The 15,074-nt window shown below is 75.0% G+C and carries 13 protein-coding genes and 1 tRNA gene; 5 read left to right on the plus strand and 9 right to left on the minus strand.

Annotated features, from left to right (window positions below; genetic code table 11):
- Positions 1-7: 7 nt before the first annotated feature.
- Together ABD345_RS00740 and ABD345_RS00745 are read right to left on the minus strand one after the other, a co-directional pair.
- Complete coding sequence (locus ABD345_RS00740; protein WP_344549661.1) at positions 8-1,510, minus strand: sensor histidine kinase; 1,503 nt, start codon at positions 1,508-1,510, stop codon at positions 8-10.
- Positions 1,503-2,180: a response regulator transcription factor gene (locus tag ABD345_RS00745; protein WP_344549662.1), complete on the minus strand. Its 678-nt coding sequence runs from the start codon at positions 2,178-2,180 to the stop codon at positions 1,503-1,505. The genes ABD345_RS00740 and ABD345_RS00745 overlap by 8 nt, the downstream gene beginning before the upstream one ends.
- A gap of 135 nt (positions 2,181-2,315) precedes the next feature.
- Here ABD345_RS00745 and ABD345_RS00750 point away from each other — a divergent pair, with 135 nt between their 5' ends.
- Positions 2,316-3,044, plus strand: coding sequence for a PepSY domain-containing protein (locus ABD345_RS00750; RefSeq protein ID WP_344549663.1), 729 nt, complete (start codon positions 2,316-2,318; stop codon positions 3,042-3,044).
- A gap of 36 nt (positions 3,045-3,080) precedes the next feature.
- On the opposite strand, the gene ABD345_RS00755 is transcribed toward ABD345_RS00750, so the two are convergent.
- The 3 genes from ABD345_RS00755 to ABD345_RS00765 all read right to left on the minus strand — a co-directional run bounded on the left by ABD345_RS00755 (position 3,081) and on the right by ABD345_RS00765 (position 6,866).
- On the minus strand, positions 3,081-3,632 hold the full coding sequence (locus ABD345_RS00755) for a DUF4396 domain-containing protein (RefSeq protein WP_344549664.1): 552 nt from the start codon (positions 3,630-3,632) through the stop codon (positions 3,081-3,083).
- A gap of 119 nt (positions 3,633-3,751) precedes the next feature.
- Positions 3,752-5,467 (minus strand): long-chain fatty acid--CoA ligase, encoded by a 1,716-nt coding sequence (locus tag ABD345_RS00760; protein WP_344549665.1) that lies wholly within the window; start codon positions 5,465-5,467, stop codon positions 3,752-3,754.
- A 274-nt stretch (positions 5,468-5,741) separates the two neighbouring features.
- The gene (locus tag ABD345_RS00765; RefSeq protein WP_344549666.1) at positions 5,742-6,866 is read right to left on the minus strand and encodes a DUF1906 domain-containing protein; all 1,125 of its coding nucleotides are present in this window, start codon (positions 6,864-6,866) and stop codon (positions 5,742-5,744) included.
- 249 nt (positions 6,867-7,115) lie between these two features.
- On the opposite strand from ABD345_RS00765, the gene ABD345_RS00770 reads away from it, so the two are divergent.
- Complete coding sequence (locus ABD345_RS00770) at positions 7,116-7,982, plus strand: EamA family transporter (RefSeq protein ID WP_344549667.1); 867 nt, start codon at positions 7,116-7,118, stop codon at positions 7,980-7,982.
- A gap of 260 nt (positions 7,983-8,242) precedes the next feature.
- Here ABD345_RS00770 and ABD345_RS00775 read toward each other — a convergent pair whose 3' ends face one another.
- Positions 8,243-8,575: a hypothetical protein gene (locus ABD345_RS00775; protein WP_344549668.1), complete on the minus strand. Its 333-nt coding sequence runs from the start codon at positions 8,573-8,575 to the stop codon at positions 8,243-8,245.
- 525 nt (positions 8,576-9,100) lie between these two features.
- Complete coding sequence (locus ABD345_RS00780) at positions 9,101-10,465, minus strand: FAD-binding oxidoreductase (RefSeq protein ID WP_344549669.1); 1,365 nt, start codon at positions 10,463-10,465, stop codon at positions 9,101-9,103.
- A gap of 118 nt (positions 10,466-10,583) precedes the next feature.
- On the opposite strand from ABD345_RS00780, the gene ABD345_RS00785 reads away from it, so the two are divergent.
- The 3 genes from ABD345_RS00785 to ABD345_RS00795 all read left to right on the plus strand — a co-directional run bounded on the left by ABD345_RS00785 (position 10,584) and on the right by ABD345_RS00795 (position 12,998).
- Positions 10,584-10,805 (plus strand): hypothetical protein, encoded by a 222-nt coding sequence (locus ABD345_RS00785; RefSeq protein ID WP_344549670.1) that lies wholly within the window; start codon positions 10,584-10,586, stop codon positions 10,803-10,805.
- Positions 10,806-10,929: 124 nt separating this feature from the next.
- Positions 10,930-12,423 (plus strand): hypothetical protein, encoded by a 1,494-nt coding sequence (locus tag ABD345_RS00790; protein WP_344549671.1) that lies wholly within the window; start codon positions 10,930-10,932, stop codon positions 12,421-12,423.
- A gap of 5 nt (positions 12,424-12,428) precedes the next feature.
- On the plus strand, positions 12,429-12,998 hold the full coding sequence (locus ABD345_RS00795) for an NUDIX hydrolase (RefSeq protein ID WP_344549672.1): 570 nt from the start codon (positions 12,429-12,431) through the stop codon (positions 12,996-12,998).
- A gap of 88 nt (positions 12,999-13,086) precedes the next feature.
- Here the strand turns inward: ABD345_RS00795 and ABD345_RS00800 are convergent.
- Positions 13,087-13,172 (minus strand) — tRNA-Ser (locus tag ABD345_RS00800).
- A 70-nt stretch (positions 13,173-13,242) separates the two neighbouring features.
- Complete coding sequence (locus ABD345_RS00805; RefSeq protein ID WP_344549673.1) at positions 13,243-14,961, minus strand: S1C family serine protease; 1,719 nt, start codon at positions 14,959-14,961, stop codon at positions 13,243-13,245.
- Positions 14,962-15,074: the final 113 nt, after the last annotated feature.

Genomic DNA, 15,074 nt, shown 5'->3' on the forward strand with positions numbered 1-15,074 from the left:
CCTTCCGTCAACTCGCCCGTGAGAGTGGCCCGGCCAGTGGGAGGCGGGCCACCAGGCGGGCGCCGCAGGGGAGTTCGGCGCCGTCCGGCTGCCCGGCGGCGCACAGGGTGCCGCCGTGGTGCTCGACCAGGTCCCGGGCGATGGCCAACCCCAGCCCGGCGCCGCCGAGTTCGCGGCTGCGGGCGTCGTCGAGCCGGGTGAAGCGCTCGAACACCCGCTCCCGGTCCGGCTCCGGGATGCCCGGGCCGTCGTCGCGCACCTCCAGCACCGCCGCGCCGTCCTCGACGGCGAGGCGGACCTCCACCCGGCCCTCCGCGTAGCGCTGGGCGTTGTCCACCAGGTTGGTGAGCAGCCGGGTCAGCCAGGTGCGGTTGCCCAGCACCCGGACCCCGTCGGCGAGTTCGGCCCGGACCGGGACCCGGTCGGCCGGGCGGGCGTCCAGCACGTCGGCGAACAGCACGTCCAGGTCCAGGAGTTCGGTGGCGACCGGGTCGGCGGCGTCCAGCCGGGCGAGCAGCAGGAGATCGGCGGCGAGGTCCTGCAGGCGGACGGTGTCCTGCAGGGCGTCGGCGAGCAGTTCGGGCCACGACTCCGGGTCGGGGTGGGCCAGCGCGACCTCCAACTGGGTGCGCAGCACGGCGATCGGGCTGCGCAGTTCGTGCGAGGCGTCGGCGATGAAGCGGCGCTGGCGCTGCCCGGCGTCCTCCAGCCGGTCCAGGGTGGCGTTGACGGTGACGGCCAGCCGGGAGACCTCGTCGGCGGTGCGCGGCACGGGCACCCGGCGGTGCAGGTCGTGGCCGGTGATCTCGGCGACCTCGGAGCGGATCGCCTCCACCGGGCGCAGCGCCCGACCGGTCACCCGCCAGGTCACCAGGGCCACCAGCGCCACCAGCAGCGGCAGGGCGACGGCGAGCGCGGCGGCGGCGGTGCGCCCGGCCGCGTCCACCGTGCCGGTGGGCGCGGCCGAGTAGATGGTGAGCTCCCCGTCCGGGCCGTTGACGGTCACCGAGACCACCCGCTGCTCCGGGTCCCGCACCAACGCGCCGACGTACGCCCGGCCGTCCGGTTCGAAGGTCTGCCGGTACGAGAGCGGACCGCCCGGCGGTTGGGGCGGTTCCGGGGCCTGCGGCCGGGGGAGGACGACGCCGTAGGAAACCGCCAGGTCGGGGGTGGTGGAGACCAGCTTCCCGTCGGAGTCGACCACCCGGACGATCGTGCCGCCGGGGCCCGCGATGACCGGCGGCAGGTGCTCGCGCTCGGCCAGCGCGGCCACCTTGTCGGCCTGCCGGACGGCGGACTGCTGGACGTCCCGGGACAGGTTGGCCTGCAGCACGCCGAGCAGGGCCACCGCGGTGCCGCTCAGGGCGAGGGCCACCACGGCGGTGGCGGCGAAGGTGGCCCGGGCCCGCACCGAGCGCGGCAGCAGGCGGCGCAGGGCGCGGTGCGGGCGGCGCGCGGCGCGGGGCGGGCGGCGGCGCGGGTGAACCCGCTCCTCGTCGTGGTCAGCCACCGTCCACCGCCAGCCGGTAGCCGGCCCCGCGGACCGTCCCGACCGCGCTGCGGCCGAACGGGGCGTCGATCTTCCGGCGCAGGGCGCTGATGTGCACCTCGACGATGTTGGGGTCGCCGTCGAAGGCGGAGTCCCAGACGCTCTCCAGGATCTCCCGCTTGGACACCACCCCGCCGGACGCCCGGGCCAGACACTCCAGCACCGCGAACTCCCGTGTGGTCAGCCGTACTTCGGTACCCGCCCGGGTGCAGGTCCGGCGGGCCGGGTCGATCGACAGGTCACCGAACTCCAGGGTCTGCGGCAGTCGGCGCCCGGTGCGGCGGACCAGCGCGCGCAGCCGGGCGACCAGCACCACGTACGAGAACGGCTTGGAGAGGAAGTCGTCGGCGCCGGTGTCCAGCGCCTCGGCCTCGTCGAGTTCGCCGTCCTTGGCGGTGAGCATCAGGATCGGCGTCTCGTCACCGGCCGCGCGCAGCCGGGAGCAGACCCGGTAGCCGTTCAGCCGGGGCAGCATGATGTCGAGCACGATCACGTCGTAGTCGTGCTCGGTGGCCAGCCACAGCCCCTCCTCGCCGTCGTGGGCGAGGTCGACGGCGAAGCCCTCGGCCCGCAGCCCGCGCTGCAGCGTGGCGGCGAGCCGCCGTTCGTCCTCCACCACCAGTACGCGCATGGCAGACAGCGTCGCAGGCGTCCGGCCCGAGCGGTGGGGCGGCTTCAGCCTGGCTTCAGGCGGGCGGCTGCATGCTGGGCGCCCGGCCGGACGGGACCGTTCCCCGGCCGCTTTCCCACGAGGGGGTCCACCCAGATGTCCGCACCGCAGTCGCCCGAGCCCGGGGCCGGGTCCGCGTCCGAGCCCGCGTCCGAGTCCGTTACCGCTCCGGCTCCCGCCGCCGCTTCCGCGCCCGCCGCCGCTTCCGCCTCCGGTTCCGAACCGACCGACCTGACCAAGCTCGCGCCGCCGGAGCCCGGGACGGCCGCGCCCGCGTCCCCGCGCCCGCGGCGACTGCTGCCCCGGCGGCGCGGGGCCCGCTGGCTGCTGGGCGCCGCCGTGGTGGTGGTGCTGGGCGCGGTGGCCGTCGGCGCGGGTGCCGCGCTGGAGCGCCACCACGACCGGTCGGTGCCCGTCTTCGACCGCGCCCACGCGGGGTGGGGCCCGGTCCGCGCCCCGGGCGTCCCCGAACTGCCGGACGGGGTCGGCAAGCTGGTGATCCGCGGTGAGGACGGCTCGGTCAAGGTCGTCCCCGGCGACGGGGCGCTGCCGCCCGGCGTCTCCGTCGGACAGGACGCCGGCCCCGGGGACAGCGGGAAGCTCGCGCCCGCCGCGCTGCCCGCCGTCCCCGCCGACCAGGCCCTGGCCAAGGCCCTCGCGGCCGTTCCGGACGGCAAGGCCGCCGCCCTCGCGGTGGTCGGCCGCGAGGGCGGCGGGAGCTCCTGGTCGGTGGAGGTGCTCGGCGCGGACGGCGTGCGCCACCTGGTGACGGTGGACGGCACCGACGGGTCGGTCACCGGCAACACCGTCGCCGCCGGGCGCTGAGGCCACCGGTGGCCTCAGCGCCCGGCGGCGACGGGGTCAGTGGTAGGCGTGGACCACCGCGTGGCCCCGGCCCCGGCCGATCAGCCAGCGGTTGACCGGGACGGTGACCAGGAAGGCCAGCACCAGGGAACCGGCCAGCGACGCCCAGAACAGGAGTTGGCCCAGGCCCGCGTCCATCGCTCCCGGCACGGCCACCATGACGCCGTTGTCGATCAGCTCCATGACCACGATCGACACGGTGTCGGCGGCCAGCGCGACCTTCAGCGCGGCCCGGAAGGACAGGCCGGCCCGCAGCACGCCGCGCATGGTCAGCGCATAGCCGAACACGAAGGCGAGCGCGATCGACAGCACCACGGTCGCGCCGTTGTGCAGGCCGAGGCCGACGCCGATCACCTGGCCGAGCACCTCGCCGATGGCGCAGCCGGTGAGGCAGTGCAGCGTCGCCTGCGCGGCGGTGCGCCAGCTGCTGCCGCCGGCGCCGGGGCCGTGGTGCGCGTGGCCTCCGTGGCCCGTGTGCTGCTCGTGCCCGGGGTGTCCGGCGTGCTCGTGCCCGGGGTGCTCGTGCCCGGGGTGCGCGCTGTGCTCCATGACGGCCCTCCTCGTCCGGTCCGGCGGGTTCTCCCGGTCGCAGGGAACTTTATACCCCCCTGGGGTATTCCGAACCGGCTTCCGGGAACCTCCCGGGGAAGGCCGTCAGGAGTCCCGGCTCAGCCCTGCTCGGCCCGGCCGCCCTGCTCGCCCTGCTCGCCCTGGCCACGCTGCTCGCCCTTGCCGAGCAGCGTCACGGCGAGGCGGTCGGCCGCGTAGTCCGCGCGGATCACCTTCTTGTCGAACTTGCCGACCGAGGTCTTCGGCACCGACTCGATCACCGACCAGCGCTCCGGCAGCTGCCAGGAGGCGACCCGCTCGGCCAGGAAGGCCCGCAGCTCGGGGAGTCCGGCCGTGGCGCCGGGGCGCAGCACCACGGTGGCCAGCGGGCGCTCGCCCCACTTCTCGTCCGGGACGGCCACCACGGCGGCCTCGGCGACCTCGGGGTGGGCCATCAGGTGGTTCTCCAGGGCGACCGAGCTGATCCACTCGCCGCCGGACTTGATCACGTCCTTGGCGCGGTCGGTGAGCGTCAGGTAGCCGTCGGCGGTGATGGTGCCGACGTCGCCGGTGCGCAGCCAGCCGTCCGGGCTGAACTTGTCCTCGGGCGCGTCGGCCTCGTGGCCCGCGCCGCCGAAGTACGCCCCGGCGATCCACGGGCCGCGCACCTCCAGCTCGCCCTCGGCGACGCCGTCGTGCGGCACCGCCTCGCCGCCGGGGCCGATCAGCCGGGCCTGCACGGAGGACGGGAAGACGCCCTGGGTGACCCGGTAGGCCCACTCCTCCTCGCCGGTGACGCCGGCCGGCGGGTGGGCGACGGTGCCCAGCGGGGAGGTCTCGGTCATGCCCCAGGCGTGGATGACCCGGATGCCGTGCCGCTCCTCGAACGCCTTCATCAGCGCGGGCGGACAGGCCGAGCCGCCGATGACGACGGTCTCCAGGGTCGAGGTGTCGTAGTCGCCCGCGTCCAGCTCGTCCAGCAGGCCGGTCCAGATGGTCGGGACGGCGGCGCCGAAGGTCGGCTTGACCCGGTCGATCATCGTGGCGAGCGGCTCGGGCTGCAGGAAGCGGTCCGGCATCAGCAGGCTCGCGCCGGTCATGAACGCCGCGTGCGGAATGCCCCAGGCGTTCACGTGGAACATCGGCACGACCGGCAGCACGGTGTCGCGGGCGGTCAGGCCGAAGCTGGAGGCGGCGATGATCTGCATCGAGTGCAGGTAGATCGAGCGGTGGCTGTAGACCACGCCCTTGGGGTCGCCGGTGGTGCCGGAGGTGTAGCAGAGCGCGGCGGCCTGCTTCTCGTCGATGTCGGTCTGCCACGGGTAGTCGGTCGGCCGGCCCGCGAGCAGGTCCTCGTAGTCGTGCACCGTGCCGCCGAACCCGGCCAGCAGCGCCGGGTCGTACCCGCCGGACACCACCACGTGCTCGACCGTGCCGGCCAGCTGCGGCAGCACGGCGGCCAGCAGCGGCAGCACCGAGCCGTTGACGATCACCACCCGGTCCGCGGCGTGCTGGACGATGTAGACCAGCTGGTGGGCGGGCAGCCGCAGGTTCAGGGTGTGCAGGACGGCGCCCATCGACGGTATCGCCAGGTACGCCTCCTGGTGCTCGGTGTTGTTCCACATCAGGGTGCCGACCGGCTCGCCGTCGACCACCCCGAGCTGCTCGTGCAGCGCGTGCGCGAGCTGGGCGGCGCGGGCCCCGACCTCGGCGAAGGTGCGCACCACCGGGCCGTCCTCGGTCCAGGTGGTGACGGTCGACCGGCCGTGGATGGTGGACCCGTGCTGCAGAATTCGGGCGACTGTGAGCGGAACGTCCTGCATCGTGCTGTACACGGGTCCTCCTTGACCGGCCGGCACGTTGCTACCGGCAGGTAGCAACCGATGCTTTCGATTGTTTCCCCGCTCCTCCCCCGCTGTCAGTAGTCGCAACCGAGATGAGACCGACGGCTCCCGCCCAGGTCGCGGGACGTGCACGCCCGAGTCCGGGGCGTGGCGGAACCCCGGTCGGCGGCCCCACCGGGCCGACCGCTTCGAACGGCGGAGGACCACCCGTCCGTCCGCTCCCCCGGCGACCCCGCCGACCTCGGGCCGTGGCCGCGCCGGTCGCTCAGCGGGCGACCGGACCGTCCAGCTGGTCGCGGTCGATGGTCAGCGCGGCGCCGCCGTACGTCTCCTGGGCGTTGCCGTGGTGCTGGTGGATCCGGGCGTGGTCGGCCCACAGGTCGTCGCCGAGCCGGCCCGCGCCGTCGGTGGTGGTGGCCCGGTCGTCCCAGCGGGCGTACCAGACCGCGTCCGGCAGCGGCGCGCTGCCGGCCCGGGCGGCGGCGGCCAGGTCGGCCACGCCCGCGTCGGTGGAGGAGTAGAAGCCGGAGCGGTAGCCCGCCCGGTGCAGCGCCTGCGTCCAGCCGACGGTGAAGTCCATCACCGCCTGGCTGCACGCCGAGTCGCCGCGCGGGTACGCCTCGACGTCCAGGTAGACGGGGGTGCCGGTGCGCAGGCCGAGGTCCTTCACCGCGCGCACCGCCTCGGCGGCCTCCTCCTTGCCCTGCTGCACCGCCTTCGCCGGGTCGATCCGCTGCGCCTTCCCGGCCGCCGTCATGCACGGGGCCTGCCGACCGACGTGGGTCGGCACCACCCGCCAGCCCATCGCCCGGACCTCCCGCACCCAGGCCGCGGTCAGCCGGGGCTGGGTGCAGGCCCGCTGCCGTCCGCTGGTGTAGATCCCGACCGCCCCGTACGGGGAGGTGCCCCACCAGGCGCGCATGGTCTCCAGCGGGGGCGCCGTGCAGGCGTCGAACCCGGCGCCGGTGAACACCTCCACGGGCAGCGGGGAGCGGCGCGAACGCAGCGGATCGGACAGCACCGTACGGCTCAGTCGGACGGGTGGCGGCTCGGCGGCGGTCTCGGTCGCCGTCCCGGTCGCGGCTCCGGTCACGACCCCGGTCGCGGCTCCGGGGGCCGTCCGGGCGGCCGTCCCGGCGGCCGTCCCGGCGGCCGTCAGCGGGGCGGCCTGGTGGGCCACGGCGGGCAGCCGCTGGGCGGTGAGCTCGGGGGTGAGCTGCTGCTGCCCCTGCCCCTGCTGCCGTGCTGCGGCCGGGGGCGCGGGGCGGGCTTCGGCCCGGGCGGGGGTGGCCGACGGGCCGGCCGCCAGCATTCCGACGGCGTCCTGGTCGGTGGCGAGCAGCAGGACGAGGGACGCGGCCGTCAGGGCCGCCGGGCCGAGGTAGCGCATCCCTCCAGGACTACCGACGCGGCGCCGGGTCGTCCGGCAGGACACGCCGCCGGTGCCGCCGGGTCACCCGGGCGGCTCCGTGCCGCACCCTGCCGGTAACCGGCTTTGACCATTTGTGCTCCTTACGCCAGACTCGATCCCATGTCAGGCGCACCCCTCACCGTTGAAAGAACAAGCGAAATCCCGATCGCCCCCTCCATTTCGAAGGTCGATACCGGATCCGGTCGAACCCGCCCGGCCGAACGCGGCATGCGGCGACGACTGGGGAGCGTTCCGGCACCGGTGCTGTGCCTGGTGTCGATGCTGGCGGTGCAGCTCGGCGTGGCGGCGTCCAAGCCGCTGTTCGGCGTGCTGGGCGTGGCGGGCGCGACCTTCCTGCGGATCTCCTTCGCCGCCGTCGTGCTGCTCGCCGTCACCCGGCCCCGGCTGCGCGGCCGCAGCCCCCGCGACCTGGCGCTGGCCGGGCTGCTGGGCGTCGCCTCCGCCGGGATGACGCTGCTGTTCGCGGCGGCCGTCGACCGGCTGCCGATGGGCACCGCCGCCACCATCGAGTTCCTCGGCCCGCTGGCCGTCGCCCTGGTCTTCGCCCGCCGCGCCGGGCACGTGCTGTGGGCGGTGCTGGCCGCCGCCGGGGTCGCCCTGCTCACCCTGCTCGGCGGTGGCGGCTCCGGCGGCCTCGACCCGGTCGGCCTGGCCTGCGCGTTCGGCGCGGCCGCCTGCTACGCGGGCTACATCCTGTTCACCGACAAGGTCGGCGCGGCCTTCCAGGGCTTCGAGGGCCTGGCGGTCTCGTTCACCATCGGCACCGTCGTGCTCGCCCCGTTCGGCGCCGCCGCGGCGGTGCACGGCCTGTCCGGCTCCTCCTCCCCCGTCCTGCTGCTGCTCGCCGTCGCGGGCGTCGCCCTGCTCTTCCCGGTGCTGCCGTACGCGCTGGAGATGACCGCGCTGCGCCGGATGACGCAGCGGGTGTTCAGCGTGGTCGTCAGCCTGGACCCGGCGGTCAGCGCCCTGGTCGGGTTGCTGGTGCTCGGCCAGGTGCTGGGCCTGCCGCAGGTGCTCGGCATCTGCTGCGTGGTCGTCGCCAGCGTGGGGGCGACGCTCACCGCGCGCCGCTGAGCCCCGGCGGGGGCCGGACTCCGCTCCGGCTCCGTTCCGGTTCCGGTTCCGCTCCTGCTCCGCTCCGGCTCCGCTACGGACCGGGAAGCGCCTCGGGGGCGCGGCGGCCGCCGTAGCGGCACCGCGCCCCCGAGGGGTGCTGATCGTCGTTCGTCGTGTGCCTCGAGGCGGTGACCCTTTCCGTTCCCGGGCGCTCCGGCGGTCCGTGCTCCGTCCGGTCCGGCGCCCCCGCCGGTCCGTCCGCACCTCCCGCCGGGAGGTCAGTACGAGTAGACCGGCGCGAAGACGAAGTTGAAGTTCTTGTTGGACTGGTCCGCGTAGACGACGCCCGAGTTGCCCTTCACCCCGAGGGTGTTGTTCTGGTTCGACGCACCGGCGCCGGTGGCCGTCTGCTGGGTGGAGTTGTAGTTGCCGTCGACCGACCCGAAGATGTTGCCGCTGCCGAAGTCCGAGACCGCGCCGCTGTTCGAGCCGTGGTCGGCAGCCGCACCGTTGTCGGCCGCCGCGGCACCCGCTCCGGCCACCAGCAGGCCGGCGGCGAGCGGGACGGACGCGACCAGCGCGGCCAGACGTGTGGTGCGGAAGCGCGCCATGGGATTCCCTCCGTTGGTACTTACCGGTCATTGCGAGATGGAAAGTCGTTTCCGGAGTCCGTGGCCAGACGGGGCTCCGGGGGCTGCGACGCCGAGGAACAGACTTCCGCAACAAATCGACAAAGCACCAGCACCGCTGAGTCTTTTCCCCCATTAGCGTGACGCGGGGGCAAGGGCGCATAATCCCGGGACGATCGGTTCGTCGGCAGACACACCGCTCACCAGCTGCGACTTGGCCCGAACGGCGGCGCCCGGTGCCCCGTCCGGGCGGGGGCGCGGCCACCGGTTTCCGGCGAGTCGCGCGAGCCCCGGGGCGCACGAACGGTCGGCCCACGCCCCTTTCGGGTCGAATGACCGCGCCAAGTCGATATTTCAAGCCACCCGGCCGGATTTCTCCTATCATGCGGATGCCGGATCATGATGATCAGGTAAATTGCGCGCGAATTTCCCGACCATCATCTTGTGATGGTCGGGAAATACCTCCGCCGGTCCGGGGCGGTGCGGCCGCCGCCCCGCCGGCCCCCGTCAGAGCACCTTCCCGGGGTTGAGGATGCCCAGCGGGTCGAACGCCGCCTTGATCTGCCGCTGCAGCTCCAGCCCGACCGGGCCGAGCTCCCGGGCCAGCCACTCGCGCTTCAGCAGGCCGATGCCGTGCTCGCCGGTCACCGTCCCGCCCAACTCCAGGCCGAGCGCCATGATCTCGTCGAAGGAACTGCGGGCCCGGGCGGTCTGCTCCTCGTCCTTGGCGTCGAAGATCACCACCGGGTGGGTGTTGCCGTCGCCCGCGTGCGAGACCACGCCGATGGTCAGCCGGTGCCGGTCGGCGATCTCCGCGACGCCGCTCAGCATCGCGGCCAGCGCGCTGCGCGGCACCGCCACGTCGTCGATCATCGTGGTGCCCAGCCGTTCCAGTGCTGGCAGCGACAACCTCCGTGCCTGCAGCAGCAGTTCGGACTCCGCCCGGTCCTCGGCGGGCACCACCCCGGTGGCCCCGGCCGCGGTGCACAGCTCGCCGACCGCGGCCAGCCGCTCCCGCTGGTCCGGGCCGTCGAAGGCGACCAGCAGCAGCGCCCGGGTCGACTCCGGCAGCCCCATCCGGGCCATCTCGTTCACCGCCCGGACGGTGGTGGCGTCCATCAGCTCCATCAGCGAGGGCGTGTGCCCCGCCGCCATCACCTCGCACACCGCCGCCCCCGCGGCGTCCACCGAGTCGAACTCCGCCGCCAGCACCAACTGCGGCCCCGGTGCGGGCCGCAGCGCCAGCACCGCCTCGACGACCACGCCCAGCGTGCCCTCCGAACCGACCAGCAGCCGGGTCAGGTCGTACCCGGCCACGCCCTTCGCGGTGCGCCGCCCCGTCCGCAGCAGCCGCCCGTCGGCCAGCACCACGTCCAGGCCGAGCACGTACTCGGCCGTCACGCCGTACTTCACGCAGCACAGGCCGCCGGCGCCGGTGCCGATGTTGCCGCCGATGGTGCAGGACTCCCAGCTCGACGGGTCCGGCGGGTAGGCCAGCCCCAGGGCCTCGGCGGCGCGGGACAGTTCGGCGTTGACCACGCCCGGCTGCACCACGGCGATCCGGTCGACCGGGTCGAGGCGCAGGATCCGGTTCATCCGGGTCAGCGACAGCAGGACGCAGCCGTCCACCGCGTTCGCCCCGCCCGACAGGCCCGTCCGGGCGCCCTGCGGAACCACCGGCACCCGCAGCTCGGTCGCCGTCCGCAGCACGAACTGCACCTGCTCGACCGTCTCCGGGAACACCAGCACCGCGGGCTCGCCCGCCGCGCAGAACCCGGCCATGTCCCGCGCGTACGCGGCCGTCACGTCCGGATCGACCGCGACCGCCCCGTCCGGCAGCCCCGCGCGCAGCCGTTCGACCAACCCACCCACGACAACCTCCACTCGTCTCGTCCGGCACTCTCCTCCCCCTCCGCCGTCCGGACAACCTCCCGCCGCCCCTCCCGCCGCCCCCTCCCGCGGTGTCGGTCCGATCGGGCACCCTGGGCCCATGCGCGCACCACGGATCCAGTGCCCCGACTGCGACCGCCCGGTCGCCCTCATGCCCACCCGCCGCACCGGCTACGGCGTCGTCCACGACCACAAGCGCGACCGCCGCTCGCTCGCCCTGTGCACCGGCAGCATGCGCCAACTCCCCCTCAGCGAAGCCACCCTCTGGCAGGACGCCCTCCCCGGCCTCCCCGGTCCGGAGGCCCCGCCCACCCTGTTCTGACCCCGGCCCGTCCGGCTCCGGTGGAGCCCGGCCCCGGCGGAAGCTGGCCCCGGCGGAGGCTGGCCACCCTCCGCCGCTCCGGGTAGCGTCCCGTCCCGCAGGCCGGCATCCAGGGGGGACACGCATGGCGCAGCACGGCACCGCCCGGTACCAGTACTTGGAGTCGCTCGACTCCTGCCGCACCCTGCGGCCCGAGCCCGGGGAGCCGGACGGCGAGTACGCCGAGGAGGCGCACCTGCAGGTGTTCACCGAGGTGCTGATGACGCTGGCGCTCGGCCGCACCGTCGTCGTGCCGCAGTCGTACGCCTTCGACTCGTACGCGTTCCTGCGCGTCGCCACCGACGTCCTGCGGGCCAGGACCGGCGCCGCCGTCGACCACCACCCGTTCCGGGTCCACCTGCACGGCGCCCGGTCGTACCGGGAGGCCGTGGACCTGATCCTGGCCCGGGCCCGGACCGCCGACCCCGCGCAGCCGTTCCTCAGCCGCCTGCTGCCCGAACTCAACGACCCCGCCGCGTACGGCCTCGACCCCGGCGAACTCCGCGAGCACGCCGCCGACTTCGAGCGGCTGCGCCGGGCGCCGTGGCTCGACGACGAACGGGCCGCCGGGCTGCGGCTGATCGCCGACGAGTTCGACTGGCCGCCGGTCGCCGCCAGGCCCGCCGCCCGGACGTACCGGCTGGGCGAACTGGTGGTCGGCGCGGCCGACCCGTCCTCGCCGATGGGCCGCTCCGCCGCGCAACTGCCCGAGCACCAGCGGGACGTCCACGCCACCCTGGCCACCGCGATCCGCCGCCTCGGCACCGACCACCCTGAGCACTTCGACAACCGCAGCCGGCTGCGCCTCCCGCTCCCCTGGCCCGGCGACCCCGACGGGCGCAGCCCCGCGCAGATCATCGACGACCCCGAGACGCTCGCCCTGCTCGTCGAGTTCGTCGACACCCTCTACAACGTCATCGTGGTCGACTCGATCGGCGTCGCCGACGCCACCCTCTCCACCGACCTCGCCGCCGACGAGCACCGGCTGGCCGGTCGCGCCGTCGCCCAGGAACTCGCCCTCGCCCAGTACCGCTCCCGGGCCCGCCCCGCCGCCTGGCTGCCCCCGGCACCCGCCCCGGACGGGACGCCCCCGCTGTTCAGGATCGAGGTCGACGCCGCCGCCGCGCTCACCGACGACCGGGCCCGCACCCGGCTGGCCGCCCTGCGCGCGAACGCCACCGACGCGGTCGCCGCCCTGCTGCAGGCCCGGGCCGAACCCCGCGCCAAGTCCCCGTTCTGGCAGGGCGTCGACGCGCTGCGGGCCGCCGAGGACCCGCGGGCCGCCCGCGCCGCGCTCGACGCCCACCTGGCCCGGGTCGCCGCCCTCGTCGGCAGCGGAGTCACCGTCTCCGGCCGCGGCGGCTCCCTGGTCGAGATGGTCCTGACCGCCGCGGGCGCCGTCGGACCCACCCTCGCCACCGAGGCGTGGCACCTGCCCGGCCTGCTCAGCTACTCGGCGACCGCCGCCGGCGCGGTCGGCAGCCTGGTCTACGGCCGGACCAAGCAGGCCGCCACCGGACGCCGCACCACCCGCCGGACCGCGTGCGCCCTGGGACGGGTCGTCGACGTGAGAGGCTGACCGCCATGACGGACAGCGACGACGGCGCGGACGGGAACGCCATCCGGCGCACCCGCGAGGTGCTCGCCTACCGCAACCGCTTCGTCGACGTCTACGACGACGAGGTGACCTTCCCGAACGGCGCCGACGGACGCTACCTGCGGATCCGGCACCGCGGCGAGGGGCTCGGCGTGGTGGTCCTGCCGGTCCGGGACGGGACCGTCGGGCTGGTGCGCACCTACCGCTACCCCGTCGGCCGCCTCCAGTGGGGCCTGCCGCGCGGCTTCTCGCACGGCGCCGACCCGCTGGTCACCGCGCGCACCGAACTGCACGAAGAACTCGGCGTCCCCGACGCCGAGTTCACCCTCCTCGGCACCATCACCCCCGACTCCGGCCTGCTCGCCGACCCCGTCGCCGTCGTCCACGCCGCCGTCACCACCGCCCCCGGCACCCCCCTCACCCCCGAGGAGGTCACCGAGTCCCACTGGCTCCCCCTCCCCGACCTCCCCCACTGGATCACCGCCGGCCGCCTCGACGACGCCATGACCCTCGCCGCCCTCACCCTCGCCCGGGCCCACCAGCACCTCCCCACCTGACCCACCCGGCCCACCCGGCCCGCCGGCCCCGCCCCGGAACGGCGACGGCCCCCGACCGCATCGCTGCTGGTCGGGGGCCGTTCCCACGCGGAGGGTGTGGGATTTGAACCCACGGTGGCGCGAAGCCACGACAGTTTTCAAGACTGGTCCCTTAGGCCGCTCGGGCAACCCTCCTCGGTGGGGGTCAGCCTAACGGGTCGGAGCGGCCCGGGTGCACACCGTTTCCGGGGCGGGGTGGGCGGGGTCAGTTGTCGCCCTTGCGTTCGCCGAGGGTGACGGTGGTCTTGGCGGCCTTGCCGTCGCGCTTGTACTCGACCTCGACCTTCTCGCCGGGCTTGTGCGTCCAGATCTCGCTGACCAGGGTCGGGCCGCTGTCGATGGCGATGCCGCCGAGCTTGGTGATGACGTCGCCGGCCTTGAGGCCGGCCTGGTCGGCGGGGCCGCCGGGGGTGACGGCGGGGGTGCCCTGGACGGCGGTGGTGGAGATCTGGGCGCCGTCGCCGGTGTAGTTGTCGTTGCGCAGGACGCCGAGGATCGCGTAGACGGGGGTGCCGTCCTTGATCAGGGTCTGGGCGACCCACTTGGCCTGGTTGATCGGGATGGCGAAGCCGAGGCCGATGGAGCCGGCCCGGCCGTTGCCGCTGGTGTTGGACTGGATGGCGGAGTTGATGCCGATCACCGAGCCGGAGGCGTCGAGCAGCGGGCCGCCGGAGTTGCCCGGGTTGATCGAGGCGTCGGTCTGCAGGGCGTTCATGTAGGAGGCCTGCGCGCCGGTCTCGTCGCCGGAGGCCACCGGGCGGTCCTTGGCGGAGACGATGCCGGTGGTGACGGTGCCCTCCAGGCCGTAGGGGGCGCCGATGGCGATGGTGGCGTCGCCGATGGCGACCTTGTCGGAGTCGCCGAGCGGCAGCGGGGTGAGCTTGTCGGTCGGCGGGTTGTCGAGGCGGACGACCGCGACGTCGTAGCCCTGGGCGCGGCCGACGACCGAGGCGCCGTAGGAGGAGCCGTCGGAGAACTTGACGGTGAGCTTGCCGCCGTTGGCGGCGGGGGCGACCACGTGGTTGTTGGTCAGGATGTGGCCCTCGGTGTCGAAGACGAAACCGGTGCCGGTGCCGGACTCGCTGGAGCCCTCGGCCTTGATGGTGACGGTGGAGGGCAGCGCCTTGGCGGCGATCCCGGCGACCGAGTCGGGGGCCCGGTCGAGGTTCTGGTGGGTGTCGCCGACCGAGACGGTGGTGCTGCTGTGGCCGGCGCTGCTGCTGCCGCCGTTCTTGTCGTGGTCGGTGACGGAGGCGCCGATCGCGCCGCCGACCAGGCCGGCGACCAGGGCGACGGCCGCGACCAGGGCGACCAGTCCGCCGCGCTTGCGCTTGCCGGGGCCGCCGTCGCCGGGCTGCGGGGCGCCCCAGGGGCTGCCGGGGCCGCCGCTGCCGGCGCCGCCCGCGGGGTCGCCGCCGGTGGGGTGGCCCCAGCCGCCGACCGGCTGGCCGGCGCCGAACGGGTGCTGCGGGTGCTGGGGGGCGTTCGGGTCGCCGGGGGCGGCCGGGCCCTCCTGGAGGACGGGCGCGGGCAGGGTCGGCAGCGCGGTCTCGGTCACGGCCGGGGCGGGCGCGGCGGCGACCGGGGCGGCGGCCTCGTCCGGGCGGGCGAACGGGCCGGCCGGCTCGGAGACCGAGCCGTACGGGTTCTGGAACGGCGGCGGGGTGTCCAGCGGAGCCGGGACCGGGGCGGCGGGGGCGGTCGCGGGGGCGGCGGGCACCTTGCCGAGCTGGATGGTCTGGTCGGCCGCGGGCGCCTCCGGGGCCGGAGCCGGGACCTGGGGCAGCACCGGCGGCGGCGCGTCCAGGTAGGCCGGGGCGGCGGGCGCGGCGGGCGTACCGGAGCCGGCGGCCACCGCCTCGGTGCCGGTGGGCCCGGTGGCCTTCTCCGGCTGGGTGGTACCACTCGTGTGCTCGGTGCTCACGGACGACCTCCATCGCTGAACAGAACCTTCGGCCGCGAACCGCGGCGCCGGGATCACGCTTCACAACCTCGGGGCACAGTTTTTCCTATGCCGGATTCGGACACCGTAAGCGG

This window comes from Kitasatospora saccharophila (genome assembly GCF_039529925.1).
GTDB classification, from domain to species: domain Bacteria; phylum Actinomycetota; class Actinomycetes; order Streptomycetales; family Streptomycetaceae; genus Kitasatospora; species Kitasatospora saccharophila.